A 25,882-nucleotide genomic window follows, 5' to 3' on the forward strand; every position below is an offset into this window, starting at 1 on the left:
TGATCTTCGCAAGTACTCGCAACTCACGTTCGACACAAAGAGGTCGAGCTAAAACAATAACAACGGACGGTACTTTCCCATGCCTAGCGAACCCACTGGCGCTCCGGCGTCTGGCTCTTCCGTCGACTTCGAAAAAGTCGGCACCGACTATTTCCAACAACGCGAACTGAAAAAAGGCGCCGCCGGCTGGGTGCTGCTGGTCGGCCTTGGCGTTGCCTACGTGATCTCCGGCGACTACGCCGGTTGGAACTTCGGCCTGGCCCAGGGCGGCTGGGGCGGTATGTTCCTCGCCACCTTACTGATGGCCACCATGTACCTGTGCATGTGTTTCTCCCTGGCCGAACTGTCTTCCATGATTCCTACCGCCGGCGGTGGCTACGGCTTTGCCCGCAGCGCCTTCGGCCCTTGGGGCGGGTTCCTCACGGGCACCGCCATCCTTATCGAATATGCCATCGCCCCCGCCGCCATCGCGGTGTTTATCGGCGCCTATTGCGAGTCGTTGTTCGGCATCGGCGGCTGGATGATTTACCTGGCGTTCTACATCATCTTTATCGGCATCCACATCTTTGGCGTGGGTGAAGCCCTGAAGCTGATGTTTGTGATCACCGCCATCGCAGCGATTGCCTTGGGCGTGTTCCTGGTGTCGATGGTGCCGCACTTCAACGTCGCCAACTTGCTCGATATCCCGGTGACCGAGGCCAAGGGCGCCAGCACCTTCCTGCCGTTCGGTTATGTCGGTGTGTGGGCAGCAATTCCCTACGCAATCTGGTTTTTCCTCGCCGTTGAAGGCGTGCCCCTGGCTGCCGAAGAAACCAAGAACCCCAAGCGCGACCTGCCGCGTGGCTTGATTGGCGCCATTGTGGTGCTGACCAGTTTTGCCCTGTTGATTCTGGTGATTGCGCCAGGCGGCGCGGGCACTTACGCACTGATCAAATCCGGAAACCCCTTGGTCGAAGCACTGGCGTTGTCTTACGGTGGCTCGACCTGGATGGGCAGCTTCGTCAACCTGGTCGGCCTGGCCGGGCTGATCGCGAGCTTTTTCTCGATTATCTACGCCTATTCGCGGCAGATCTTCGCTCTGTCCCGCGCCGGCTACCTGCCGCGCAAGCTGTCGCAGACCAACAAAAGCAAAGCGCCGGTGCTGGCGTTGGTGATCCCCGGCATCATCGGTTTCGGCCTGTCGCTGACGGGCCAGGGTGATTTGCTGATTCTGGTGGCCGTGTTTGGCGCGACCATCTCCTACGTACTGATGATGGCCGCGCACATCACCTTGCGCATCCGCCGCCCCAAAATGGAGCGTCCGTACCGCACGCCGGGTGGCATTTTCACTTCCGGCATCGCCTTGGTACTGGCCTGCGTGGCCGTGGTGGCGGGCTTTCTGGTTGATCCACGGGTGGTGATTGGCGCTGCGATCATCTATGGAGTATTAATTGCTTACTTTGCTTTCTACAGCCGGCATCACTTGGTAGCAGGCACGCCCGAAGAAGAATTCGCGGCGATCCAGGCCGCAGAGGCCGCCTTGCACTGATAGCCGTAAACCTCGATGCGGGCGCCTGGCTCACGGGCAGCCCGCGTCGCCCAGGAGACACTGTATGGCAAGCTTTTCCCACGCGGTAGGTTCACAGACCTACCGCTTCGACAGCCTCAAAGACGTGATGGCCAAGGCCAGCCCGGCGCGTTCCGGCGACTTCCTGGCGGGCGTGGCGGCGCAAAACGACGGCGAGCGCGTCGCGGCGCAAATGGCGCTGGCGAATATCCCGTTGAAACACTTCCTCGAAGAAGTGCTGATCCCTTACGAAAGCGACGAAGTCACCCGTCTGATCATCGACACCCACGATAAACAGGCGTTTAGCGCAGTCAGCCACCTCACCGTCGGCGGCCTGCGGGACTGGCTGCTCAGCGATGCGGCCGACGAACACTCCCTGCGTGCCTTGGCGCCCGGGCTGACCCCGGAGATGGCCGCCGCTGTCTCCAAAATCATGCGCGTGCAGGATTTGGTGCTGGTGGCGCAGAAGATCCGCGTGGTCACCCAGTTTCGCGGCACCATGGGCCTGCGCGGGCGGCTATCGACTCGCCTGCAACCCAACCACCCGACGGATGAGCCGGCAGGCATCGCCGCCAGCATTCTCGACGGACTGCTTTACGGCAACGGCGACGCGATGATCGGCATCAACCCGGCCACCGACAGCATCGCCTCGATCTGCGCCATGCTGGAGATGCTCGACGCGATCATCCAGCGCTACGAAATCCCCACCCAAGCCTGCGTGCTCACCCACGTGACCACCTCCATCGAAGCCATCAACCGTGGCGTGCCGCTGGACCTGGTGTTTCAGTCGATTGCCGGCACCGAGGCGGCCAACGCCAGTTTCGGCATCAGCCTGAGCGTACTGCAGGAAGGCTACGAGGCGGGCTTGAGCCTGAATCGCGGCACCTTGGGCCAGAACCTGATGTATTTCGAAACCGGCCAGGGCAGCGCCTTGTCGGCCAACGCGCACTTTGGCGTCGACCAGCAAACCTGTGAAACCCGCGCCTACGCCGTGGCGCGGCATTTCAAACCGTTTTTGGTCAATACGGTTGTAGGCTTTATCGGCCCGGAGTACCTGTACAACGGCAAACAGATCATCCGCGCCGGCCTCGAAGACCACTTCTGCGGCAAGTTGCTCGGCGTGCCGATGGGCTGTGATATCTGCTACACCAACCACGCCGAAGCCGACCAGGATGACATGGACACGCTGCTGACCCTGCTGGGCGTGGCCGGGATCAACTTCATCATGGGCATCCCCGGCTCCGACGACATCATGCTCAACTACCAGACCACCTCGTTCCATGACGCCCTGTACGCCCGCCAAACATTGGGTTTAAAGCCCGCGCCGGAGTTTGAACAGTGGCTGGCGAAAATGGGTATCTTCACCCAAGCCGACGGCAAGGTGCACTTCGGCAACAGCCTGCCACCGGCGTTTCGCCACGCCTTGAAGCAATTAGGATGAAGGAGCCGCCTGTGCAACTCGACCTGCCTGACAACCCGTGGCTGGAGCTGCGCCGCCTCACCCCCGCGCGCATTGCCTTGGGCCGCACCGGCACCAGCATCCCCACCAACGCGCAGCTGGACTTTCAGTTTGCTCACGCCCAGGCGCGCGATGCGGTACACCTACCCTTCGACCATGCGGGCCTGAGCAGCCAAATGGCCGAGCGCGGGCGTGACAGCCTGTTGCTGCACAGTGCTGCGGTGGACCGGCACATGTACCTGCAACGCCCGGATTTGGGCCGACGCTTAAGTGATGAGTCAGCCCAGAGCCTGCGCGACTATGCCGCCGCCAATCCAGGTGGCGTGGATTTGGCCGTGGTGGTGGCCGATGGCCTTTCAGCGCTGGCAGTGCATAAACATACGCTGCCGTTTCTTACACGCATGGAGGAACAGACCCAGGCTGAAGGCTGGTCTTTATCGCCGGTGATCCTGGTGGAACAGGGCCGCGTGGCAGTGGCCGATGAAATCGGCCAGTTGCTCGGGGCCAAAATGGTGGTGATTCTGATCGGCGAACGGCCGGGGCTCAGTTCGCCGGACAGCCTGGGGCTGTATTTCACGTACAACCCCAAGGTCGGCCTCACCGATGCCTACCGCAACTGCATCTCCAATGTACGCCTGGAGGGCCTGAGCTACGGCATGGCCGCCCATCGCCTGCTTTACTTGATGAAAGAGGCGTGTCGTCGGCAGCTGTCGGGGGTCAATCTCAAGGACGAGGCGCAGGTTCAGACCATCGAATCGGATGATCCTGACCTGATGAAAGGCAACTTCCTGCTCAGCCCACCCAATGACTGATCGCGGCACGATTGCGCTTTTTTGCGTCATTAGGCAGCATCGAGTCACGGCCGCGTGTGTGGTCATACCCCATTTGGAAGTTGAGGCCTGGCATGCGGATTACTCAAGCGACCCTGGAACACCTGGACCTGCTGACCCCGTTGTTCGTCAAATACCGCGAGTTTTATGGCGCGCTGCCCTTCCCGGATTCATCGCGGGCCTTTCTGGAAAAGCGCCTGCGCCGCAAAGAGTCAGTGATCTACCTGGCCCTGGCGGACGATGACGACAAGAAGTTGCTGGGGTTCTGCCAGCTGTACCCGAGCTTTTCGTCGCTGTCGCTTAAACGCGTGTGGATCCTCAACGACATCTACGTCGCCGAAGATGCCCGCCGGCAGTTGGTGGCCGACAACCTGATGCGCACCGCGAAGAAGATGGCCAAGGAGACCCAGGCCGTACGGCTGCGGGTATCGACCAGCAGTGACAATGAGGTGGCGCAGAAGACCTATGAGTCGATCGGGTTTCGGGAGGATACGGAGTTCAAGAACTACGTGCTGCCGATCAGTGAGGACTGAGAAAACACCACCGATCCACTGTGGGAGCTGGCTTGCCTGCTCCCACATTTACATCTGAGCAACATTTGGATCAGTGTAAAGCCTTGCTACCAGCGACACTCCCCGCTACAAAACCAACACGCTTTTCACCTCTCAATCCGTATAATGCGGACCTCTCAGAGCTGTAAGAATCGCGACATAAGCTTGTAGCCTAACTTACCCGTAGCTTCCGCACAGGCCTGCTGAGCCGGGCCATTCACACAGGTGCCATCCATGGATTTCAACCCGCTCGACCTTATCCTGCATCTCGACGTGTACCTCGACATGCTGGTAAGAAACTATGGAGTGTGGATCTACGCCATTCTGTTCCTGGTTATCTTTTGCGAAACCGGTTTGGTGGTTATGCCTTTCCTGCCCGGTGACTCCTTGCTGTTTATCGCCGGCGCTATCGCCGCAGGCGGCGGCATGGACCCGGTACTGCTGGGCGGCCTGTTAATGCTCGCAGCCATCCTCGGCGACAGCACCAACTACGTGATCGGACGAACGGCCGGGGAACGCCTGTTCAGCAACCCGAATTCGAAAATCTTCCGCCGCGACTACCTGCAAAAAACCCACGACTTCTACGACAAGCACGGCGGCAAAACCGTGACCCTGGCGCGCTTCCTGCCAATCCTGCGCACCTTTGCACCGTTCGTGGCCGGTATCGCCAAAATGCCTTACCCGCGCTTCTTCGGCTTCAGCGTGTTCGGCACCATCCTGTGGGTTGGCGGCCTGGTCACCCTGGGTTACTTCTTCGGCAACGTGCCGTTTATCAAGAAGAACCTCTCGCTGCTGGTGGTGTTTATCATCCTGCTGTCGCTGGTGCCGATGATCATCGGCGTGTTCCGCAGCCGGTTTGGCCGCAGTTCCGAAGCCAAGCCGCAGTAACCGGCAATGTGGTCCCTCAGCGCCTGGCGTCGCCGGCGCCTGCTGGCCAAGCACCCGATTGCCGATGACACCTGGCAGCGGGTGCGCCATCACCTGACCTTTCTCGACGGCATCAGCGCCGAGCAGGACCAATGGCTGCGCGAAGCCTGCGTGGTGTTCCTGAGTGAAAAGCACCTCACCGCCCTGCCCGGCGTCGACCTGCATCAGGAACAGCGCCTGCTGCTCGCCGCCCAGGCACAGTTGCCGTTGATGAACCTGGGCGACCTCGACTGGTATCAGGGCTTTCACGAAATCGTGCTGTACCCCGACGACTTTCTGAGCCCCCAACGCCATCGCGATGCCAGCGGTGTCGAGCACGAGTGGGACGGTGAGCACAGCGGCGAAGCCTGGCAGCAAGGCCCGGTGATCCTCGCCTGGCCCGGCGTTCTGGCCAGCGGCCAGTGGGAAGGCTACAACCTGGTGATCCACGAGCTGGCGCACAAGCTGGACATGCTCAACGGCGACGCCAACGGCCTGCCGCCGCTGCACCACGACATGCGCGTGCAGGAATGGGCCAGCGTGATGCAAAGCGCCTTTGACGACCTCAACCGCCAGCTGGATGCCAACCCGGACGCCGAAACGGACATCGACCCCTACGCCGCCGAAAACCCGGCGGAATTCTTTGCTGTCACCAGTGAATATTTTTTCAGTGCCCCGGATTTACTGGTCGGCACTTATCCCCTGGTGTATGCACAACTGAGCCGCTTCTATCGCCAGGACCCGCTGGCCCGCCTGCACCAACTGCAAACCAGCGATGCCCGTTACCAGACTGAACCGCTGGCGCCACACGACGTCTGACGCATGGCATCGGCGTCAGAATATGCCTATAATCGCCGCCACTTTTAGGCCAATCCGGCCATGTTTCATGGCCAACTACGGGGGCATCGCCCAATGAGCTACAGCAAGATTCCGGCTGGCAAAGACCTGCCGAACGACATCTACGTCGCCATCGAAATTCCGGCCAACCACGCGCCGATCAAATACGAAATCGACAAAGACAGCGACTGCCTGTTCGTTGACCGTTTCATGGCCACCCCGATGTTCTACCCGGCCAACTACGGTTTTATCCCTAACACCCTGGCTGACGACGGTGACCCCCTCGACGTGCTGGTAGTAACCCCTTACCCGGTTACCCCAGGCTCGGTGATTCGCGCGCGCCCAGTCGGCATCCTGAACATGACCGACGACGGCGGCGGCGATGCCAAAGTTATCGCGGTGCCACACGACAAGCTGTCCCAGCTGTACGTGGACGTGAAGGAATACACCGACCTGCCGCCACTGCTGCTGGAACAGATCAAGCACTTCTTCGAGAACTACAAAGACCTCGAAAAAGGCAAATGGGTGAAGATCGACGGTTGGGGCAACGCAGACGCCGCCCGCGCCGAGATCATGAAGTCGGTTGCTGCCTACAAAGGCTGATACCCGCTCCTCATTGCCCCGGCAATCAAAAAAGCCCCGACGATTCGGGGCTTTTTTTGTGGGAAAAATTAAACACAGAGTTCAATGTTTAATTCGGCGCGTTTAATAAAGTTAGATAGCTGAAATATCAGCCTACAACTAAGCAAATCCCTACACGCGAAACTCAACGCATAGTTTATTTGATGTATTTTTCCGGCCAGTAAACTCTGCGTTTATGAATACATCAGGTGATCGACTAAAAGCGTTACTGCGGGAAGTTCATCTTTCCGCCTCCGACTTCGCCAAGAACCGTGGTGTCACGCCTCAACACGTGAACAACTGGTTCAAGCGCGGCGTGCCCATGGGCCGACTCAACGAGATCGCAGAACTGCTCTGCGTCTCCAGCCGTTGGCTGCGCACCGGCGAAGGCCTCAAACACCCACCGGCCAACTTCCTGCTGGAAGGCCCGGACCCAAGGAAAGGCATCGCCACCCGCGAAGAAAGCGGCAAGTACCTCACGGGCCCCGTCCGTCTCCCGGAAAAAATCGACGTGGAGATCCCCCTCCACCCCACGTTCACCTCGACCGAGCGCATCCGCGTCTCCCTGCACACCCTCGAAACCCTCAACGTAAACCCCGACCGCGCGGTAGGCGCCTACATGGTCGACAACAGCATGACCGACATCATCCAGCAAGGCGCCACCCTCGCCATCGACCGAGGCCGCAGCCAAATCACCGACGGTGAAATCTACGCCGTCGAACACGACGGCATGCTCCGCATCAAATACCTCTACAACCGCCCCGGCGGCGGCCTGCGCATGCGCAGCCACAACGCCAACGAACACCCGGACGAATACCTCACCCACGAACAACGCTTTGAACAGAACTTCGAGATCGTCGGCTGGGTGTTCTGGTGGTCCACCTTGAATAACCGCAGGCCGGTGCCACTGGACGAACACCTGCTGGGCTGGGAAGGCTCTAAATCGGACCCGGAGGTAGGCATATGAGGTGAATGTGGGTAGAATGCCGCCCACATTTGGCAGGGGGTGGCGTTGCGCTACCTATCCTGCCTGGCGATGCGGAGGAGTTCCCGCAGATGCCCCTACTATTCAGCCCGACTCGACGTGGGCTGAGCGATTTGAAGGCTGGTGAGGTTTGTCAAAAACAAGCTGAGGCAGTCCCCGAGAAGCCGGCCACAAGCCGGCTTTTTAATGCCTTGAATCCTTGATTTTAAAGACCTTATTAAAACATCAGATCCCAGCCCATACCAATCTTAGGTGCTTGGACGTGAAACCACATGATGGCCCAAGACTTGCGTTCAATGCAGGAAGATACAACTCACCTCCATTCATTTAACATGTCCGGCATTTGGCTCAGTGAGAGCTTTTCGCCGTATGGGCCTTTTCCATGAATTCACAATCTGACGATGTCCTGACTTTTTTTTCTGGAGCAGGTGGCTTTTCTTCCGGCTTTTCGGCAGCAGGCCTCAAGCCACTATGTGGTGCAGAAATAAATGTTGATGCATGCCAAAGCTACGAAGCAAACGTAGGAAGCAAATGCTACAACCTAGATCTCTCCCAGACTTCCCCGTCGTTTTTTAAAGAATTGCTAGGCGGAAAGGAGCCCTTTGCAATCATTGGAGGCCCCCCCTGTCAAGGCTTCAGCACCGCAGGAGCCCGCAACGTTGCAGACCCCAGAAATCGTCTGATCTTCAACTACCTCCACATTGTCAGCGAGGTTAAGCCTCGCTGGTTCATCTTCGAGAATGTCGAGGGTTTGCTCACATCCGGTCACGGAGAAGCAGTGTCCTCGCTTGTGAGAGAGTTCTTGCGTATCGGTTACTCGGTCCGAGTCGAGAAAGTAAATTTAGCAGCATATGGCGTGCCGCAGACTCGTAAACGGGTCTTGATCATCGGCAATAGGCTGGGTGTTGACTTCAACTTCCCTGAAGAGCAGTTCTCTTATGATTCGGGTAAAGCCAAGAAACGATCAGGTAAACCTTTTGCTCCGACATTGCTCCAAGCTATTGCCGGGCTTGGCAAGCCTAGTCCTAAAAGAAGCGAGACATCTCAATATGGGACAACTACTCCGCTCAATGAATATGACTCAGCTATGCGCTTGGGAAATGATTCAGGCGTAATTACTGAGCACTTTGATAATACTGACAGTGAAGATAGAAGCCGATTCAGCCTTCTAAAGTGCGGTCATACAATGAAGGATCTTCCGGAAGAGCTTTGGCACGACAGTTTTCGAAAGCGCGCTTTTCGTCGCGTAGCAGATGGTACGCCTACCGAAAAACGGGGCGGTGCTCCTTCTGGTATTAAACGTCTACACGGCGACTTGCAGAGTTTAACTATCACAGGCGCGGCCAGTCGTGAATTTATTCATCCAGAACAGAACCGCCCCCTCACTATTCGAGAGTGCGCTCGAATTCAATCATTTCCAGACAAGTATCGTTTTTTTGGTAATGCGGCTAGCGTCATACAACAAATAGGTAATGCTGTCCCCCCTATTGCGGCGGCAGTATTCGCTAACCACCTAAAAACACTGGAAGGGACATTCGGATCTGGAATATCGATAGAAATTGAGAAACGCCAACCACGACTTTTAGGTTATCGTTTGACTGAAGCTAGCGGAATGAGCGAATCGCTAAAGAAAACGGACTCTCTTTTATCGAGTTTTATTCAACACAAACTTGAGTATGAATAATGAAAAAACAGACCTCGCGACTTAGCTCCGAAGAATCAAAACTTTTAACAAAAGTAATGACAATGGGACTTGGAACAAATCTACCAGTAATGATGTCCGAAAGTGAGCTCGCCAAATTAATAGGAGTTATATACCACGATACGGACTGCGGTGACGAACTCAAGGAGCTCAACCCCAAGCTTTGGGAAAAAATAGCCCCAAACGCAGACTACTACGAACTCCCAGAAGAGTGGTTTCTTAGTCCAATAGATCTTGAGCCAGAGCAGCACGTTGCGCTTATGAAGATCGGGGAAAATCAAATTGAGGACTTTACTACGTATTTACGTTGCTTGAGCGAGCTCCACAAGCGTAGACGAAAATACCAAAAAATATTATCAGCCCAGCCGATGCCGACGATGATCCAGGTATCACCTCGCTCGCTTGTTGAATACGGGACAACGGAACCAGAGGCACTAGCGTCATGGCTCACTTGGCGTAAATTCTTTTATGACCTCGACAACCGCTCCGCCCAAGAAACTGGATATTTATTTGAACCGATTCTGGCCGCGGCAATTGGTGGAGAGCAGAAAAGCGCTAGAACAAGAGTAGTAACACGCTCGGGGGATCCAACAAAAGGACGCCAAGTCGATTGCTGGAAAGTTCTCCCGAACGGGGCAACTCTAGCGTACGAATTCAAACTACGCGTCACAATTGCAGCTAGCGGACAAGGCCGTTTCGGGGAGGAAATTCAATTCGCTGAGGATGCCTATAATTCGGGAGCCACACCAATTCTTATAGTATTAGATCCAACAATGAATCCTCGATTAGAAGTGCTACAGAAAGCTTTTGAGGCAAAGGGTGGTCGTGCCTATCTCGGAGAGGACGCTTGGGAGCATCTCGAAGAGCAAGCGGGAGAAGTGATGTCCCGCTTCATTGAGAAATATGTTCGGCGCCCGATTGAGGAGATAAGCCGATTTGAATCTACCAGTACGACAGATGAGAATAGAAAAGAGATTAAACTTCTAGACTTTCACGCAAGCTATCAAAAGAATAGAATTCTTTTTCAATTGGGAAATAATCATCGCGTAATTAGCCGACACGAAGACCCATCCCTTTCGGGCGATGATGAAGAAGAAATCCAAAATGAAATATAAGCAATGATGTTCGGAACTTCCTTGAATGCTTGCTGGCGCTTTGAAAAGGCAAACGCAATGCAATAAAATACTCAATGCCGGCGTCAGGGCTGCGGACGTGATTTTAGGAGCGCAGCCAAACCCGCATCCCCTCATAAAGCTCTCTGCCGGTTCGGGTTGCTAATCGGCTGGCGCGACTCGGACCGGGTTGGAAAATACAAGCGATAAAGTCGAACTTTTTACCGCTGTAGAATAATCGAGTGCGCGGTGCCTGAAGCTCGGTCATCGAAAGCTTTATTACTCCAGCTTTGGCGATAACCTTTTCTCGGAGGTCATGCGCCCAGATTGGGCACCAGGCTTGTGTAACAAGGGCTGTCGGTGTGCGAGCGATACAATGAAGATGCAAAGGATGGAGCTCTTCACTTTCACTGCGAATGCCTTGCGAATTGAGAATCATATTTGCAAGCAACTGCTCACTGACCAAATGGCTTAGTGGTAGCTTGCTCGGTGCAACACCCACGGTCCAAACATCCGTCTTGATAGGCAATTACTGCATCCTTGGTTAGATAGCTTTTCACGACTCTAACACCGTCGCTTTCCATTCTGGCGACAAGCCCAATTGGGCAACAGACTGCCGCCTAATTCTGGAATGGATAGATATGTCGCCAGCAACGACATGCTGGCAGGACGTGTCGCAAAAAACGACAAATGATGACATGAACACGGCGAGTGGGAATGCTGGTCGAGTACGCCATTCCCCGATCACGAGGCGGTAAATACACATAACCTATTGGACGCGTTGCGTCGCCCGCACTTTTACACTAGAGCACAGGCGACGTCGTATTACGACGGCTGCATACACTCCACAGCCCGATCCGCCACCATCTTCGCCATCTCCACCAAATGCATCACCGCCCTGTGCGGCGCACCCAGCGGTTCACCAAGCGCCTGCGACGTAGCCACCGCACACTGCAGCAGCTCGGCTACGCGCACCCAGGCATCTTCAAAGCTCAGCTCTTCATTAACAGTAAAAGGCTTGGTCGCAGCCGATGAGGGCGAATCCGAAACATTGTTATCCATAGAAAACCTCTAGCAGTAAGTGACTACCACCGTCCTTTCGCGACTAAACGAGCAGAGGTGGCGGCTGTACGCAGGTTAGTCGACCGGCCGCTAGGCACCGGCGCACCCGAAGGTGCCCTGCGCACAGCCACCATAAAGTGCAGGTGAGAAAACACCTGGCTTTGGGATGGCGCGTGCGCCTAGCGAAGTCCGGGCGACTAAACCCGATCACTGAAATAGCAGTGACGGAACGCAGCCTAGTCGCGAGATTTTGCTGACGCAAGCGCCTGGGATTCTCTAGGAAACGTCCTGCGAATGAAAGGGATCCGTACTGCTGGCCATCTAACCATTGTCACTTTTGAGTTGACAGTATTACCTGCCACACCCGATTTATCCCCCGCCACCCACCCATTAATCTGTGCCCATGTTGAACGCAACGCCAAACCAACCTAAACAAAAAGGACTTCAACCATGAGCACTCCAACCCTGAGCCGCTTGAACAAAGACGACGCCATTGTTCTGCTGATCGACCACCAAACCGGCCTGATCTCGCTGGTGCAGGACTTTTCCCCCAATGAGTTCAAGAACAACGTGCTGGCCCTGGCGGACGTGGCCAAGTTCTTCAACTTGCCGACCATTCTCACCACCAGTTTCGAGCAAGGCCCTAACGGCCCGTTGGTGCCGGAGTTGAAGGAGATGTTCCCGGACGCGCCGTACATCGCTCGCCCTGGTCAGATTAATGCGTGGGACAACGAGGATTTCGTCAAGGCGGTCAAGGCGACTGGGCGTAAGCAGATTGTGATTGCGGGTGTGGTGACGGATGTGTGTGTGACGTTCCCAACGTTGTCGGCGCTGGCGGAGGGGTTTGAGGTGTTTGTGGTGACGGATGCGTCGGGCACGTTTAATACGACGGTGCAGCAGGCGGCGTGGAGCCGGATGGTGCAGGCGGGGGCGCAGATGATGAATTGGTTTTCGGTGGCGTGTGAGTTGCAGGGGGATTGGCGCAACGATATCGAGGGGCTGGGGAATTTGTTGTCGCAGCGAATTCCTAATTATCGGAATTTGATGAACAGCTATTCGGTGCTGGCGGCGCGTCAGGGCTGAGGTTGAGCGGCTTTAACTTGCGGGCTTGCCCGCGATGGCGGTGCATCAGTCACTACATTCGGTGACTGACATACCGTCATCGCGGGCAAGCCCGCTCCCACATTTGGGCTTTGCTGCGTTGCGGTCCGGGTGCTCAGTCGAGGATCAGGTGCGGTAGAAACCGGCTTGAGTCCTTGGTGATCAAACTGTTGTCTTCGCGCACGCCTATGCCTGCGGCTTGATCCGCGATGACCCAGGAGCCGATCAGTGTGTAGCTGTCGCCAAACTTCGGCAGCGGCGCGAACTCCTGAAGGATAAACGGCGCGTCCGTGTAGGGGCCGTCTTCTTTTACGACCAGGCCGTCGGCGGTTTGCAGTTCGATGTTGGCGCCTTCGCGGGAGAAGAACGGCTTGCGTACCCAGCCCTTTGGCACGGCTTTGCCGGGGTCGGTGTCCAGGTGGGAGGCGAGCAGGTTCGGGTGGCCTTTATTGAACTCCCACAGCAGCGGCAGGATGCCTTTATTGGAGAGAATGGCTTTCCACGCTGGCTCGAAAAACTGGGTGTCGCTCTGGGCAATCGCGGCGCCGAAGGGTTCGTGGAAGATGAATTCCCAGGCGTGCAGTTTGAACAGGTGGGGAATCCAGCGATCCTCAAGGTCGACGAAGCGGCCTTCGCTGGTAAGGCCGATGTCTTCGATGTCGATGTGGCGGGATTCGATGCCGACTTTTTCCGCGACCAGGCGCAGGTAGTCGGTGGTGCCTTTGTCTTCGATGGAGTCTTTCATCGAGGCGAAGTAGAACGGCTGGTTCAGTTGCAGTTGCGCGAAGGCCTGGTGCAGCTTGGTGTCGATGCTGTTGAACTGGTCGGCGTGCTTGGGCAGCAGGCCGCGTTCGATGCATTGCTCCAGCCAGCCCCACTGAAACGCCGCCGCTTCGTAGAGGCTGGTGGGTGTGTCGTAGTTGAGTTCAAGCAGTTTGGCTGGCCCGCTGCCGTTGTAGGAGAAGTCCATGCGCCCGTACAGGTGCGGGTGGCCTTCGAGCCATGAGGTGCGGATCATGTCGAAGAACGGCGCGGGAATGCTCAGGCGTTCCAGCAGCTCCTGGTTTTGCACCACGCGGGCCACGAGGTCCATGCACATGTCATGGATCTCGGTGGTCGGGTCCTCGAGGTCGCGCTCGATTTGTTCGAGCGTGAACTGGTAGTACGCGCTTTCGTCCCAGTAGGGTTCGCCGTCGATGGTGTGGAACAGGAAACCGAGGCTGTCGGCGGTCTGTTTCCAGTCATGACGTTCTGCGCAGTGGATCTTCTTCATGGCCTGGCTTCCTTAACTGCTCGACCCGCCGCCGCCCCAGCCGCTGCGGGCGCTGGCTTTGCTGCCGAAGCCGCCACGGGAGGTGGACGAAGCAACATTCACCGGCTGGCTGGAGGAGCGCAGCGTGTTGGAGTAATTGCTGCTGCCGTACCGGGCCTGGTTGGAACGGCCAAAGGTTGCCCCGTTGGAGACGCGCTGGTTGAGCGTTGAATTGCCGTAATTGCCGCGATCATCGCGGTAGCGGTACACCGGCTCGGAGCGGTAGCTGTTGCGATTGTTGCTGAGCATGTTGCCGATCAACAGGCCGGTGAGCAGGCTGCTGGTAGAGAAGCCAGAGCCACCGCTGTTGGCTTGCGAGCCGGCGACTTGGGCATTGGCCGCGTCGACCTGGGATTGGGTCACCCGGCCTTCGGCGGTCAGTTCGAAACCGCCGAGCCTTGGGATGAACTTGCCGGTGGAGTCTTGCTGGCACCAGTCGGCGACAAAGTCGGCGTCACAATCGGTCTGGCTGTCGTACACCGGCGCGATGCGGCGATGCTCGGCCATGGCGGTCATGTAGGCGTCTGAACAGACGTCCACCGGCAGCTTTTCATCGGCGCATTGCTGGACCGACTGGAAGTTGTACTTCTTCTGCAAATCGTAGGTTTTTTCGGTCGGCCCGCAGCCGGATATCGCCATGGCGACCGACGCTGCCAGCGAAAGCTGGACGTACTTGCTTCGTTTCATCGAGAGCTCCGTGCGCAATCAGTACTGGGTGGGCGTCATGCACGCAGCGTTCAGCATGCCGACGCTGATAGCCACGGCGGCCACGTAGATGCCGGCCGCAACTTCGCCATTCTTGATGCGCTCGGATGTGCCTTTGAGCACCAGGCTGGTCAGCAGAAACGCCAGCAGTTGGACGACGGCGGCGATCACCGACCAGACGACAAAATCCAGCAGGCTGATGGAGTAGGCAATCACGTTGCTGGCCGGAATGGCAAAGCCAATGATCGCGCCGCCCAGGGCAACCGCCGCCGAAACGTTACCGGCGCGGATCAGTTCGAATTCCTTGTGCGGGGTGATGCGGGTGTAGATGAACTGGAACAGCGCGAACAGCACCGCAGCCCCCAGGATGTAGATGACAAAACCGAGCACAGCGGCTTTGTTCAGGGAGATGGAGAGAGCTTCTAGCATGGACGGCTTCCTTTTTTAGAGCGCAGTCAGGTCGGTTGTGTACAGCGAAATGCCCAGCGATGTGCTCAGGCTGATGCCACCCTCGGCATCTTCTTCGACGGAAAACAGCAGGAACTCGCGGCGATCGGTCAGGCCGGTGTCGCGGGCGTACAGCATCGAACGGTGCTCGACGTTGTAGGCGTCTTCCGGGTTTATCACGCGCTCACTCATCGCCACCAGTTCGGTCTGGCCGGCTTCGCCGCCCCACACACGGGCGTACTCGACGCCGTTGTGGGTGTAGGTCGGCAGCCCGATCAAGCTTTGTGGGCCTGCCAGCCGACGCAGTTCCGCTTCGCTGCTGATGGTGACATAGCTTAAGTAGTTAAACAGGATCACCGACTCGACCTGCCCGGCGATGTCGCCGGTGGTGTGCACCTGCAGCCAGTAATCTTCGTCGTTCATGTAGTAGCGTGACAGCCAGGTCGACTGCCCGAGGTCAACGGTGCCGTTGGCCCAGACTTCCTGGGAGCCAGGGATCACCACCGAAGTTTTTTCATCGAGCAGCAATTTCAGGCTTGAGTCGAACATCACGCCTTTGCCCGGCGCCAGGCCCAGCGGCCCGGTGGTGGGCACGGGTTCGGCGGCGGGCCGGTTCGATTGTGGATTCGCGTTCGGGGCCTCGAGCCCCATCAACTGTTTAAACCATCCCATTGGAGATTTCCTTGAGGCGGGTGGAGGCAATGTAGAAGAGCTCGCCGCCTTCAACGCGCGTGGCACTGGGCGGGTTGATCGACGGTTGCTGGGCACCTTTGGCGCGATAGCCGATAAGGGTGGCGTTGTGGTGTTCTTTCATCCGGGTGTACAGATCGCCGAAGGTGGCTTCGAAGGCCTCGGGCAACTTCATCAGGTATTGAGTGGCGCCCTGCCCTACGCACAACAGTTCATTGATGACCACGGATGAGCCCGGATCCTGAGAGGCGCGCACCAGCATTTCGATCGCCATGCTGGACGTGCATTCCAGGCGCGGGGCGTAGGAGCTGGCCAGTGCGGCAATTTCACTTTCATTGAAGTGGGCGACCACATGGCCGACGGGGCTCAGTTGATTCACCGCCAGCACCGTGGCCAGCGTCAGGTCGTCAGACGGGGTTCGCACCAGCACACGCTCGGCACCGGGCACACCGGCACGCAGTAACAGCGCGCTGGAGGACAGGCTTTCACCGCGGATGAACGCGGCCTTACCCGGCATCGGGTTTTCTTCGAGGGTGCAATCGCAAATCACGATCAGGTTGTCGTTCGAGGTTTCGTCTTGAAGCAACAACTCAATGACCCGCTCACTGGACGCGCCTTCCCAGCCGATGAGCACCGTATGGCCCACCTTGCCGGTGAAATCACCTTTGCCCTTCATGCCTTTTCTCCATGCATCGATAACACTGCTGGTGGTTTTGCCGATAGCCGCTGTGAGCAGCACAATGCCCCCGAGCATCACCCAGGTCGCCACGAAAATGCGCCCTGCAGAGGTCTGCGGGGCGAGGTCGCCGTAGCCGACGGTGAGCGTGGTGGTGAGATAGAAGTAGATAAACGTGGCGGGAGCAGTGAGGTGTTGTTCGCCCAACAGCACCAGGCCCAGGTAAGCCGTGCTCAGGTGTACGCCCAGGGCAATGATCAAGCCTGCCCAGCCGAAGCGGTGAAAGAGCGAGGAGGCGTACATGCGCAACAAAAGGAAAATCGACATTTCGTCCCTGGCTCCCTGGGTACTTGAATCCTGATGACGCCATCGCCTCAGCGTCTGTAGGCTCAAGTGCGTTCACCCGGCATTAAACCTGCTGCGCGGTGCAGAGAGAAGTACCTTGGCAGCAATAAATCCGGCGAACGCACCAAACAGATGCCCTTCGAAGGAAATACCCTGGCGCGGCAGGAACCCCAAGATCAACCCGCCATAAAACACTGCCACGACACCTGCGATTAACAGGTTGCTCCAGCTCCTGTGGAACCAGGCGCGTGACAACAGGTAGGCCCATAGCCCAAAGACACAGCCGCTGGCACCGACGTGTACGCCGCTAAACCCGAACAGCCAGACCAGCGAACCACCCAGCAGGATAATGATCGCGCTCACGGTGACGAATCGGTTGAGCCCTTCGGCCATGACCAGGGTGCCCAGCACCACAAAGGCGATCAGGTTTGCGCTGAGGTGGGCAAAGGAGGCGTGCAGAAACGGCGAGGTGAGGATGCCGAACAGGCCCTGCATGGTCCTCGGAATCAGCCCGAATGCCATGAGGCTGTAGCCGGTCGCCACATTGAGCAGTTGCAGCGCGACCATGAACACGGCCAGGCCTGCGATTGTCTTGAAACCCTTCAGGGCGTCCATCCTGACCTCGAGGTAAAAAAGAAGGGCAGACCTTAATGCCGGTCGGTTAAGCGCAAGCCCCCTGTGGGAGCGGGCTTGCTCGCGAAAGCGGTGGGTCAGTCAACATCCATGCTTGCCGGGCTGACGCCTTCGCGAGCAAGCCCGCTCCCACATTTGATCTTCGCTGCCTTGAGCACTTCGCTGACTTAACTGCCCGGCCTGCTTCGGCGTTGTTTACTCAGCCGACTTTTGCTTCAGACGCTCCAGAATCGCATTAGCGCTGCCGGTGTCCGGCGTGATGCCTGCGTCGCGCAGTTTGCGTTCCAGGTCGGTGCCGGTCGATGCCTCGGCCAGTTCATCCTGGGCTTGCAGTTCAGCGGCACGTTGCTGCTGTTTGGCCTGCAGGCGGTTGAGTGTACCGACGGCGGTTTCCAGCTTGCCGTTGGCGCCGCCGCTGGCGACGGACGCACTGACCTGGGCTTTTTGCACACTTTCGCGGGCCTTGGCCATGTCCACTTGCTGGCGCAGGCTTTTGATCCGGCTTTCGGCCTTGGTGATGTCTTTGCGCATGCTGTCGGCGTAGCCACCGAACTCGGCGGTCTGCTTTTGCTCGGCGTCGCGCTCGTTGGTCAGGGTCGAAATGGCTTCTGCCACTTCCAGGGCCAGGTCTTCACGGTTGGCCTGGATAGCGGCCATCGCTTTGGATTCCAGGTCTTTGATCTTGGCGTCGTATTCGCCCACGCGATCGGCCGCCAGCTTGTGCTTGGCCATGATGCTCACCAGTTCACGCTTGGCGTTGGCCAGTGCGGTGTCGGCGTCGCGAATTTCCTGATCAAGGATGCGCAGGGCCTGTTGGTCGACGATCGATTCGCCGACTTCGCTGGCACCGCCACGCAGCGCGGTGAACAATTTGCTCCAGATGGACTGAGTCATTGGATACTCCCGAATACTTAATTGAAGAAACGTTCGAAGGCTTCGCTCGCGCGCTGCACGTTATCGACCAGGGTTTTCACCTCGGTCACGATGTTGGTCAGGCTGGAGTCGGAACTCAGCGCACCAAACATGTTGTAAACAACTTGACCGTTCGGCATGGACTCAATGCCGATCGACGACAACGGGAACATTTCCCGGCTGCGCAGCACGGCGTCATTGAAGGCCGTTACATCGTTGATCGACTCGACGTCGACCAGCACGGTATCGACGATGATCTGCTCGCCCACCACCGCGATGTAAATCGGCAAGCCACCGAAGTCGTTCATTTCCAGCTTGATGCTGGACTCGGAGCCTTGAACCAGAGAAAGCGTAATGTCATTGGCGACCACTTCGTCCAGGGCCTGAAGCGCGCTGAAAAGGCGGTCGATGTTCCAGTTGGTACCTGCGCTCATGAAATTCTCCGACATAAATGAGCCAGCCAGAATCGGTTGGCGAAGCTGTTTCTCCATTTGCTTGAGCAGGCTTCGGTTTTCGGGAAGCACCCAAGTCTCGTGTTTCACATAACCGGCGGCCGCCAGCCCCGCGCGCATCTGCTTCATGTAAAAGCTCGACGGCTTTTTAACCGGCGGTTTCAAGCGCTCTCCCTTGCGGCTTGCTGAATCGGTATCGGGCTCTGCGGGCGGGCTCGATGGAGAGCTGCTTTTCATGGTACTGGCCTCGTTGTGAAAATCTCACGCGTGAGAAAATCTACGCGCTATTTTCGCCAGGCTCAATAGCTCACGCGTGAGATTTTTTGTCTCACTTTTCCCGAACCGCCCAACAGCGCCCACCGCTCAAGGCTGAGGCTCGATTGTTCCAATCTGATGAACGGTTAAATGTCATTGTTGGCGCGCCCACACTTGGCTCGCCACGCTCTAGCGCAAGCGCACCGTACACATCGGGCTTTTTTTCGGGCACCGGCCTTACTGCATAAATGTTCCGAAATCACCTTGGCGTTGTGAATTGTTGTGAAGGCGTTGCGAATCAGCCAAAACTCCGTGCTAAGTTCTGGGACATTGCTCCGTGACGTTGCAATTCACAGCATTCATGCACAGCGGCCACCCAACTAAGGCCGCCCTCTTGTTATCAAATAAACAGCCTCGGGTAGTTAACCAGGAAGTTGTACGACCCTGCGCGCTTTAATAGCAGCCGGGCCACACTTACATCAGGAGAATAACCATGGTAGCGAAGGTAGAAACGACCCCAAAGGACGCCGCGGTCACTAACAAAAGCTCTGTCGCTGCCTGGGAAAAGTCCGTTAAAAAAGCCGCCGCCGCGCCCAAAGATGAGTTGGGCAAGGGCCAGAAGCGCCCCGAAGGTGACACCCGCTCGGCCCAGCAAATCATTGATGACACGCCCCTGCTCGCCCAACTGGGCAACCAAAGTGGAGTGAAGGACAACCTTAAAAAGCAGGTCGGTGATTTTGAGAAAGACGCAGATGCCGCCTATCGCGCATCCAAAGTGCTGGAGCATGTCGAATACATCGACGAAGACGGCAAGCTCACCGACGGCAAGGAGGTCGGCAACCACAGCATCGACGGCTTCACCAAGGACGGCGAAGCCCGGCATGGCACCGAGGCGGGCCGTTTGCAGGACTTTGGCAAATACGGGTATTCGAGCCTGCGCGGCGAAGTGGTCAAGTCGGACCTGGGCGACAAACAGAAACGCCCCGACGGTGACACGCGTTCGGCCAAAGAGATTATCGACGCCACGCCCCTGCTGAAAAACCTCGGCAACCAGAGCGATGTGAAGGACAACCTCAAGAAGCAAGTGGGCGACTTCGAGAACGACGCCGACGCCGCGTACCGCGCTACCCAGGTGCTGGAACATGTGGTCAGCATCGATGAAAACGGCAAGTTGCTGACCGGTTATGACGCACGCAATAAAGACAACGACAGCATCGATGGCTTCACCAAAGACAAAGAAGCCCGGCACGGCACCGAGGCCGGCCGCTTGCAGGATTTCGGCAAGTACGGCTACTCAAGCCTCAAGGGCGACCTGATGCACGTCAAGGACGCAACCCATTCCGACAAGGCCGCGCCACCCGATGAACCACAGGACGTGCAGGCCCTGCGCGACAAATACAACATCCCCACCTTCGGCGCCGAAGGGCTGATGGACATGGAACTGCCCAACGACAAGACCGTGGGCGGCCAGACAGCCGAGAACTTTGTGCAGGGCATCCGCGATGACATCAAGAGCGGCAAGCTGACCGAGGACTCGGATGAAGCCAAGATCGTCAAGCTGATGGACGCCCAGGCCGCACTCGACAGTGGCTATGACCTTTACGGCTATGCCGAGAGTATCAACCTGGGCAGCGGCACCTACCGTGAAACGGATAAGACCCCGACTAAGTTGAACGGCAAGGACGTCAAGGAGATGGTCGACGAGGACAAACTTGCCAAAGAAATTTCCACACTCATGGGCAAAGAAGGCATTAAAGACCGTTACGATTCAGAACTTAAGAAAAGTGTCGGTAGTTTGTCGGAAGATCGGTTGAATGAAGTTCGCGAGCAAGTGTTCCCGGCACTGTTCAAAGACGACACGCGTGATGCCAACTTGAACTTTGAAGAGTATGTGATTGCCATGAATGATTCCGGCGATCCGAAAAAGTCGGAAACCGCCGAGCTGGATGTGGACCGTTACTTTGAGTCCCTGCGCATCCTTGAGCCGGACAGCTACACCGCACGTCGTCAGACATTCGACCAGAACATGATGACGCACCAGCTCAACACCTACATGGAGAACCCCGACAAGGTTTCGCCGGAAAATGCCGAAAGTGGGTTGAAAGCCTCGTTCACGATGATCAAGGGCGGTATCAACGCCGTCCTCGGAGGCCTGGACAAGGGCGACAAAACCTACGACATGTACAAAAAGATGAAGGATGAGATCGACATCCTCGATGGCCATATCAAAGGGCTGACGCCGGCCGAAAACAAACAGATCGCAGCGGCCATTCGTCTCGCTGCCGCCAGCGGCGACCCGAAAGCCATCGACAAGGTGGTCGACAACCAGCTGAAGGGCCTGGGCGACAAACGCGAGGCGGCCGCTGGCTCCTTGAAGACGGTGCTGCACACCGCCAGCTCCACCGGCGGGCTGAGTGCCATGGCGGGCACCATGAACCTCGTCAGCGGCGCCCTGCAGCTCGCCAATGGCGGCGGCAACATGACCGACGACCAGAAAATCGCCGCCGCCAAAGACCTGGTCGCCGGTTTGAGCTTTACCAACGACTTCCTCAAGTTCGGTTCGAATATTGCTAAAACCCTGGGAGACAATGACTCCGATAAACCTGACGCGGACAAAGAGAGTAAAGGCCCGGCAAAAAGCAAAGCCACTGATTGGCTGGGCCTGCTCGATGAGAACCTCCCGGATATCTGGGGTAAGAAAGCCACTGAAAAATCTGATGCACTCGCCGCAGCCATAAGTACCCGTGTCAAAGAGTCGTCCGAAACCCTGAAGAAACTCGACGTGGGCAACCTGTCGGCCGATGAGGTCAAGGAGTACGACAACGCCGCCAAATCCCTTGGCGAACAGATGGGCGTCAAGGACATTCCCGGCAAAGGTTCTCCGGCTTCAAAATCCGAGATTGCGATCGCCTCCGGGCGCTCGTTCCTGCGCTTTATGGGCGGCGCCGGCCTGGATTTGACCGGTGGCGTGATGGACATCGTTTCCGGCGCACGCAAACTCAAAAACGCCAAGACCGCACTGGAAAAAACCGACGCGGCCTTTACGCTCGGCGGTGGTGCATCCGGTACCGGTATGGCCATTGCCAATACCATCGCCATGTTCGCCCCCAAAGGCGCGCACCTGGCCGGCAAATTGGCCGGTGATGTTGCCGCCACCGTGGTACGCGGGCTGGCCATCGGCGCCCGTATTGCAGGCCCGGTTTTCGCCGTGGCCGGTGTGATCTTCGGGGTGGCAGGCACCTTGATTGCCGAGGCGGTCGAGCATGCCAAAATGCAAAAGCTCACCGATTCCCAAGGCAAGTTCTTCAAAGACCTCGCCGCTGCCGGCGTAACCAAGGACGACTGGGGCGACAAGCTCGAATACGCGCGTTATGCCAGCTACATGTACGGCGGTCGCGACACACCGGATGACAAATCGATGTTCGAGTACCAGTCGGACGAATGGAAACACTTCAAGGAAACCGAAGACAAAAAAGGCAGCTCCCTGGCACGGCTGGCGCCCCACTTGCACAAGGACAGCGACCCCGACAGCAAGAACCTGTGGGAAAAATTCCTGGCCGGCGGCACCAGCTCCAGCGGGCCCCATGGCAGTGAACGGCATACCGATGACTGGCGTCCTTGGGGTAGCACGGACATGGATGCGGGCAAGCAGGAAAGGGCCTGATTTTATCCATTCAACCGTTGCAGCCTGGCCTTAACGGCAGGCTGTAACGGTTAAACGCAGCTAACCCGTATCGCGCTCCTGCGCATCCAAAGCCAGTCTAAGGAAGTCGAAGCGATAAGGGACCTTGAGCGATTCGCGCGCCAGGTCGGATTGGGGTTTGGGCAAGTGGTGTTCAAAATTGCTGACAGCCTTGCCACTGCGCTCCAGCAAGCGATGCTCGATGTGCATCACAAGGGTGTTACGTGACCAGTTGTGTTCGATCGCCTGGGCGATATACCACCGGCGCGTTTCGGGGCCGGGGAGTTTGTCCAGGAGCACCACATTGTGGCCCCACGGCAATTGTGCAGCAGCCTGTTGCACAAATTCGGCATTCGGCCACGCCTCGGCAAAAGCGCGCATATATTTGAGGTTGCGCGGCGAAAAACCCTTCATCTTGGGGAAGGCTGCGCGCAAGTCTTGGGCAAGGCGATCAACCACCTTGCTGCCCCAACCCTGCGCGGCCTGGCGGGTCAGAATATCGTGGCCGATCTGCCAGTAAAGCAGCACCAGTTCGCGGTTCACCGCCAGCGTCGCTCGCTGCTGAGCCGTATGGATGCGCAGTTTAAGGTCGCTCAGCCAGTCGCTATAGCCCACAGGAGGCGTGATCAAGCCGATAGAGGTTTCGCTCATGCCCGTTTCACTCTTGACTGGAAGGGCACAGGCTAGTCAGTGGTTTTTACCGTCACAAGGGGCCGCGAACGGTTCAGGAAGAGCCTTGCACAGATCACAGAAACGTCCTGCTGGCCTTTGCAAATCGGCGCATTGCAGCGCCACGCCTTGACTCTCCCCTATACAGCACACCCTACCCTGAAAGACCCACTTTCAGGCTCCGGCACCATGACTCAGCGCACCCTGCTCATTCTCGGCCATCCCTCCAGCACCAGTTTCTGCTCAGCCGTCGCTGACACCTACATTCGCGCGGCTACAATCGCCGGCCATGAGGTCCGCGCCCTGCGCCTTGGCGAACTGGCTTTCGACCCGGTCCTGCATAACGGCTACACCCTGCCCCAAGCCTTGGAACCCGATTTGCTCAGCGCCCAAGCCGATATCCTCTGGGCGACGCATCTGGCGTGGGTTTTCCCGATCTGGTGGGGCGGCATCCCGGCATTGATGAAAGGCTTTATCGACCGCATTTTCCTCCCCGGCTTTGCCTTCAAATACCGTAAGGGCAAGGCATTCCCGGACAAGTTGCTGCTGGGCCGCACCGCCCATTTATTGGTGACCCTGGATACGCCGCCGTGGTATTACCGCTGGGTCTATCGCATGCCGGGCATTCATCAGATGCGCAGCACTACCCTGGCCTTTTGCGGCATCAAGTCGACCAAGACGCTGATGTTCGGACCTGTACTGGGATCAACCGCAACGCAGCGCGACAAGTGGCTGAAACAGGTCGGCGCACTATTTGAAAAAAGGAGTTTTCATGTACATCGGCAAAGCCGCGCAATTGTCGGGCACCACCATCAAGGCGATTCGTCATTATGAAGCGATTGGCCTGTTGCCAGCGCCACAGCGCGCGGGACGTTATCGGGTTTACTCGGCGCAGAATGTCGAGTTGCTGACGCTGATCAAATGCGCGCAGCAGCTGGGGTTCAAGCTCAAGGAGTTGCAGGGGATTTTGCACGGGCACGAGGGCGATGCGTTGCCTTGGGAACGGGCAGACCAGGCCATCGCCAGCAAGAAGCGTGAACTGGCCGGGCAGATTGCCGGGCTGCAGAAAATGCAGGCCGGCCTGATGGCATTTGAAGCGCAGCTCAAGGACGCACAGGGGCAATGCTCCGGTATGCGCTGAGCCGAATAAGCGTTTTATTCGGCTCAACGGCAGACCAGTGACAGCCCCGCTCATTTGCCCAGAATCCCCATGTCTGCTAGTGTCGCGCCGGTTTACCGTCTACCGGATTAGCCGCCATGGCCCGCAAAAAAGTTGCACTCGATTTCGAACAATCCCTCGCCGACCTGCAAACTCTGGTTGAGCGTCTGGAGAACGGCGAGTTGTCGCTGGAAGACTCGTTGACGGCGTTTGAGCAGGGCATCGGCCTGACGCGCGACTGCCAGAGCGCGCTGGCGCAGGCAGAGCAGAAGGTGCAAGTGTTGCTGGAGCGTGACGGGGAGTTGGCCGAAGAACCCTTCGATGCGGAACAGCCCGAATGATCGACGCGTATCAGGCCAGCAGCCAGGCCCGGGTCAATGCGGCGCTCGAACCCTTGTTCCTGGCGCCAAGCCCCGAGATGAAGCGCTTGTATGAAGCCATGCGCTACAGCGTGATGAATGGCGGCAAGCGTGTGCGCCCGTTGCTGGCGTATGCGGCCTGTGAAGCCCTGGGTGCGCCGGCCGAGCAGGCCAATGGCGCGGCGTGTGCGGTTGAGCTGATTCATGCCTATTCGCTGGTGCATGACGATTTACCGGCGATGGACGATGACGATCTGCGTCGCGGCCAACCCACCACCCATAAAGCCTTTGACGAAGCCTACGCAATCCTCGCCGGTGACGGCTTGCAGAGCCTGGCGTTCAGCGCCTTGCTGGACCCGCGCCTGAACAGCGTGAATGCCGAGATCAGCCTGCGCATGGTCACGGCCCTGGCCCTGGCCGCAGGCCCGGCCGGTATGGTCGGCGGGCAGGCCATCGACATGGGCTCGGTCAGCCTCAAGCTCGACCAAAAAGCCCTCGAACATATGCACCGCCACAAGACCGGCGCGTTGATCGAAGCCGCCGTGCACTTGGGCGCCCTGGCCAGTGGCCGCGCTGAAGCGGCGCAGTTGGCGGCCCTGCAGACCTATTCCCGGGCCATCGGCCTGGCATTCCAGGTGCAGGACGACATTCTCGACGTGGAAAGTGACACCGCCACCCTGGGCAAACGCCAAGGCGCGGATATCGCCCGGGACAAACCGACTTATCCGGCGTTGCTGGGCCTTGATGCTGCCAAGGCTTACGCCCTGGAACTGCGCGACCAGGCCCTGGACGCCCTGCGACCTTTCGACGCGGCGGCCGAGCCACTGCGCGACCTGGCGCGGTATATCGTCGAACGCCGCCACTGATAACCGCG

26 protein-coding genes and 1 pseudogene are annotated in these 25,882 nt (G+C 57.8%); 16 read left to right on the forward strand and 11 right to left on the reverse strand.

The genetic code is table 11. The features are described 5' to 3' along the window. The first annotated feature begins 79 nt into the window (after nucleotides 1–79). The 10 genes from eat to FFI16_RS29880 all read left to right on the forward strand — a co-directional run bounded on the left by eat (nucleotide 80) and on the right by FFI16_RS29880 (nucleotide 10,552). Nucleotides 80–1,528, forward strand: coding sequence for an ethanolamine permease (gene eat / locus FFI16_RS29830; protein ID WP_138813681.1), 1,449 nt, complete (start codon nucleotides 80–82; stop codon nucleotides 1,526–1,528). Nucleotides 1,529–1,592: 64 nt separating this feature from the next. Next, nucleotides 1,593–2,987: an ethanolamine ammonia-lyase subunit EutB gene (locus tag FFI16_RS29835; RefSeq protein ID WP_138813680.1), complete on the forward strand. Its 1,395-nt coding sequence runs from the start codon at nucleotides 1,593–1,595 to the stop codon at nucleotides 2,985–2,987. Next, a complete protein-coding gene (gene eutC, locus FFI16_RS29840) occupies nucleotides 2,984–3,817 on the forward strand; it encodes an ethanolamine ammonia-lyase subunit EutC (protein WP_069786653.1) in 834 nt (277 codons plus the stop codon). Before FFI16_RS29835 ends, eutC begins: the two co-directional genes overlap by 4 nt. A gap of 92 nt (nucleotides 3,818–3,909) precedes the next feature. Further along, nucleotides 3,910–4,368 (forward strand): N-acetyltransferase, encoded by a 459-nt coding sequence (locus FFI16_RS29845; RefSeq protein ID WP_138813679.1) that lies wholly within the window; start codon nucleotides 3,910–3,912, stop codon nucleotides 4,366–4,368. A gap of 252 nt (nucleotides 4,369–4,620) precedes the next feature. Continuing rightward, nucleotides 4,621–5,274, forward strand: coding sequence for a DedA family protein (locus FFI16_RS29850; protein ID WP_056861943.1), 654 nt, complete (start codon nucleotides 4,621–4,623; stop codon nucleotides 5,272–5,274). Nucleotides 5,275–5,280: 6 nt separating this feature from the next. Beyond that, nucleotides 5,281–6,111 (forward strand): zinc-dependent peptidase, encoded by an 831-nt coding sequence (locus tag FFI16_RS29855; protein ID WP_138813678.1) that lies wholly within the window; start codon nucleotides 5,281–5,283, stop codon nucleotides 6,109–6,111. A gap of 93 nt (nucleotides 6,112–6,204) precedes the next feature. After that, complete coding sequence (ppa, locus tag FFI16_RS29860) at nucleotides 6,205–6,732, forward strand: inorganic diphosphatase (RefSeq protein WP_003176323.1); 528 nt, start codon at nucleotides 6,205–6,207, stop codon at nucleotides 6,730–6,732. Nucleotides 6,733–6,946: 214 nt separating this feature from the next. Beyond that, complete coding sequence (locus tag FFI16_RS29865) at nucleotides 6,947–7,717, forward strand: S24 family peptidase (RefSeq protein ID WP_138813677.1); 771 nt, start codon at nucleotides 6,947–6,949, stop codon at nucleotides 7,715–7,717. Nucleotides 7,718–8,117: 400 nt separating this feature from the next. Then, nucleotides 8,118–9,419: a DNA cytosine methyltransferase gene (locus FFI16_RS29875; RefSeq protein WP_138813675.1), complete on the forward strand. Its 1,302-nt coding sequence runs from the start codon at nucleotides 8,118–8,120 to the stop codon at nucleotides 9,417–9,419. Next, nucleotides 9,419–10,552, forward strand: coding sequence for a restriction endonuclease (locus FFI16_RS29880; protein WP_138813674.1), 1,134 nt, complete (start codon nucleotides 9,419–9,421; stop codon nucleotides 10,550–10,552). The genes FFI16_RS29875 and FFI16_RS29880 overlap by 1 nt, the downstream gene beginning before the upstream one ends. A 103-nt stretch (nucleotides 10,553–10,655) precedes the next feature. On the opposite strand, the gene FFI16_RS30995 is transcribed toward FFI16_RS29880, so the two are convergent. Together FFI16_RS30995 and FFI16_RS29890 are read right to left on the reverse strand one after the other, a co-directional pair. Beyond that, complete coding sequence (locus FFI16_RS30995) at nucleotides 10,656–11,078, reverse strand: hypothetical protein (protein ID WP_178112759.1); 423 nt, start codon at nucleotides 11,076–11,078, stop codon at nucleotides 10,656–10,658. 296 nt (nucleotides 11,079–11,374) lie between these two features. Next, nucleotides 11,375–11,611: a DUF6124 family protein gene (locus FFI16_RS29890; RefSeq protein WP_138813673.1), complete on the reverse strand. Its 237-nt coding sequence runs from the start codon at nucleotides 11,609–11,611 to the stop codon at nucleotides 11,375–11,377. A gap of 450 nt (nucleotides 11,612–12,061) precedes the next feature. Here FFI16_RS29890 and ycaC point away from each other — a divergent pair, with 450 nt between their 5' ends. Continuing rightward, complete coding sequence (gene ycaC, locus FFI16_RS29895) at nucleotides 12,062–12,694, forward strand: isochorismate family cysteine hydrolase YcaC (RefSeq protein ID WP_065911274.1); 633 nt, start codon at nucleotides 12,062–12,064, stop codon at nucleotides 12,692–12,694. Nucleotides 12,695–12,827: 133 nt separating this feature from the next. On the opposite strand, the gene FFI16_RS29900 is transcribed toward ycaC, so the two are convergent. The 8 genes from FFI16_RS29900 to FFI16_RS29935 all read right to left on the reverse strand — a co-directional run bounded on the left by FFI16_RS29900 (nucleotide 12,828) and on the right by FFI16_RS29935 (nucleotide 19,013). Further along, nucleotides 12,828–13,985 (reverse strand): glutathionylspermidine synthase family protein, encoded by a 1,158-nt coding sequence (locus FFI16_RS29900; protein WP_138813672.1) that lies wholly within the window; start codon nucleotides 13,983–13,985, stop codon nucleotides 12,828–12,830. Between the two features lie 12 nt (nucleotides 13,986–13,997). After that, nucleotides 13,998–14,711, reverse strand: a complete 714-nt coding sequence (locus FFI16_RS29905) for a DUF1190 domain-containing protein (protein ID WP_138813671.1) — start codon at nucleotides 14,709–14,711, stop codon at nucleotides 13,998–14,000. 18 nt (nucleotides 14,712–14,729) lie between these two features. Further along, nucleotides 14,730–15,158, reverse strand: a complete 429-nt coding sequence (locus FFI16_RS29910) for a DUF350 domain-containing protein (RefSeq protein ID WP_056861936.1) — start codon at nucleotides 15,156–15,158, stop codon at nucleotides 14,730–14,732. A 15-nt stretch (nucleotides 15,159–15,173) separates the two neighbouring features. Next, complete coding sequence (locus tag FFI16_RS29915) at nucleotides 15,174–15,848, reverse strand: DUF2491 family protein (protein WP_138813670.1); 675 nt, start codon at nucleotides 15,846–15,848, stop codon at nucleotides 15,174–15,176. Then, the gene (locus tag FFI16_RS29920; RefSeq protein WP_138813669.1) at nucleotides 15,835–16,869 is read right to left on the reverse strand and encodes an ion channel; all 1,035 of its coding nucleotides are present in this window, start codon (nucleotides 16,867–16,869) and stop codon (nucleotides 15,835–15,837) included. Before FFI16_RS29920 ends, FFI16_RS29915 begins: the two co-directional genes overlap by 14 nt. A 72-nt stretch (nucleotides 16,870–16,941) precedes the next feature. Next, nucleotides 16,942–17,502 carry a rhomboid family intramembrane serine protease gene (locus FFI16_RS29925; protein ID WP_138813668.1) on the reverse strand — a complete coding sequence of 187 codons (561 nt, stop codon included), beginning with the start codon at nucleotides 17,500–17,502 and terminating at the stop codon, nucleotides 16,942–16,944. Nucleotides 17,503–17,715: 213 nt separating this feature from the next. Further along, nucleotides 17,716–18,414: a PspA/IM30 family protein gene (locus FFI16_RS29930; RefSeq protein WP_138813667.1), complete on the reverse strand. Its 699-nt coding sequence runs from the start codon at nucleotides 18,412–18,414 to the stop codon at nucleotides 17,716–17,718. A gap of 17 nt (nucleotides 18,415–18,431) precedes the next feature. Next, nucleotides 18,432–19,013, reverse strand: coding sequence for a YjfI family protein (locus FFI16_RS29935; RefSeq protein ID WP_138813666.1), 582 nt, complete (start codon nucleotides 19,011–19,013; stop codon nucleotides 18,432–18,434). A 619-nt stretch (nucleotides 19,014–19,632) separates the two neighbouring features. On the opposite strand from FFI16_RS29935, the gene FFI16_RS29940 reads away from it, so the two are divergent. Next, a complete protein-coding gene (locus tag FFI16_RS29940; RefSeq protein ID WP_138813665.1) occupies nucleotides 19,633–22,803 on the forward strand; it encodes a hypothetical protein in 3,171 nt (1,056 codons plus the stop codon). A 69-nt stretch (nucleotides 22,804–22,872) separates the two neighbouring features. Here the strand turns inward: FFI16_RS29940 and FFI16_RS29945 are convergent. Next, nucleotides 22,873–23,472, reverse strand: a pseudogene (locus FFI16_RS29945) (DUF1016 N-terminal domain-containing protein); the annotation flags it as partial. A 207-nt stretch (nucleotides 23,473–23,679) separates the two neighbouring features. Here FFI16_RS29945 and FFI16_RS29950 point away from each other — a divergent pair. The 4 genes from FFI16_RS29950 (at nucleotide 23,680) to FFI16_RS29965 (ending at nucleotide 25,874) form a co-directional block, all read left to right on the forward strand. Beyond that, nucleotides 23,680–24,324: an NAD(P)H-dependent oxidoreductase gene (locus tag FFI16_RS29950; RefSeq protein WP_138815338.1), complete on the forward strand. Its 645-nt coding sequence runs from the start codon at nucleotides 23,680–23,682 to the stop codon at nucleotides 24,322–24,324. Beyond that, complete coding sequence (locus FFI16_RS29955; RefSeq protein WP_138813664.1) at nucleotides 24,263–24,631, forward strand: MerR family transcriptional regulator; 369 nt, start codon at nucleotides 24,263–24,265, stop codon at nucleotides 24,629–24,631. Before FFI16_RS29950 ends, FFI16_RS29955 begins: the two co-directional genes overlap by 62 nt. Before the next feature lie 116 nt (nucleotides 24,632–24,747). Next, entirely contained in the window at nucleotides 24,748–24,990 is a 243-nt protein-coding gene (locus FFI16_RS29960) for an exodeoxyribonuclease VII small subunit (protein WP_003176346.1), read from the forward strand. Further along, nucleotides 24,987–25,874, forward strand: a complete 888-nt coding sequence (locus FFI16_RS29965) for a polyprenyl synthetase family protein (RefSeq protein ID WP_138813663.1) — start codon at nucleotides 24,987–24,989, stop codon at nucleotides 25,872–25,874. The genes FFI16_RS29960 and FFI16_RS29965 overlap by 4 nt, the downstream gene beginning before the upstream one ends. The last annotated feature ends 8 nt before the right edge of the window (nucleotides 25,875–25,882 follow it).

Source organism: Pseudomonas sp. KBS0710, assembly GCF_005938045.2.
Lineage (GTDB): Bacteria > Pseudomonadota > Gammaproteobacteria > Pseudomonadales > Pseudomonadaceae > Aquipseudomonas.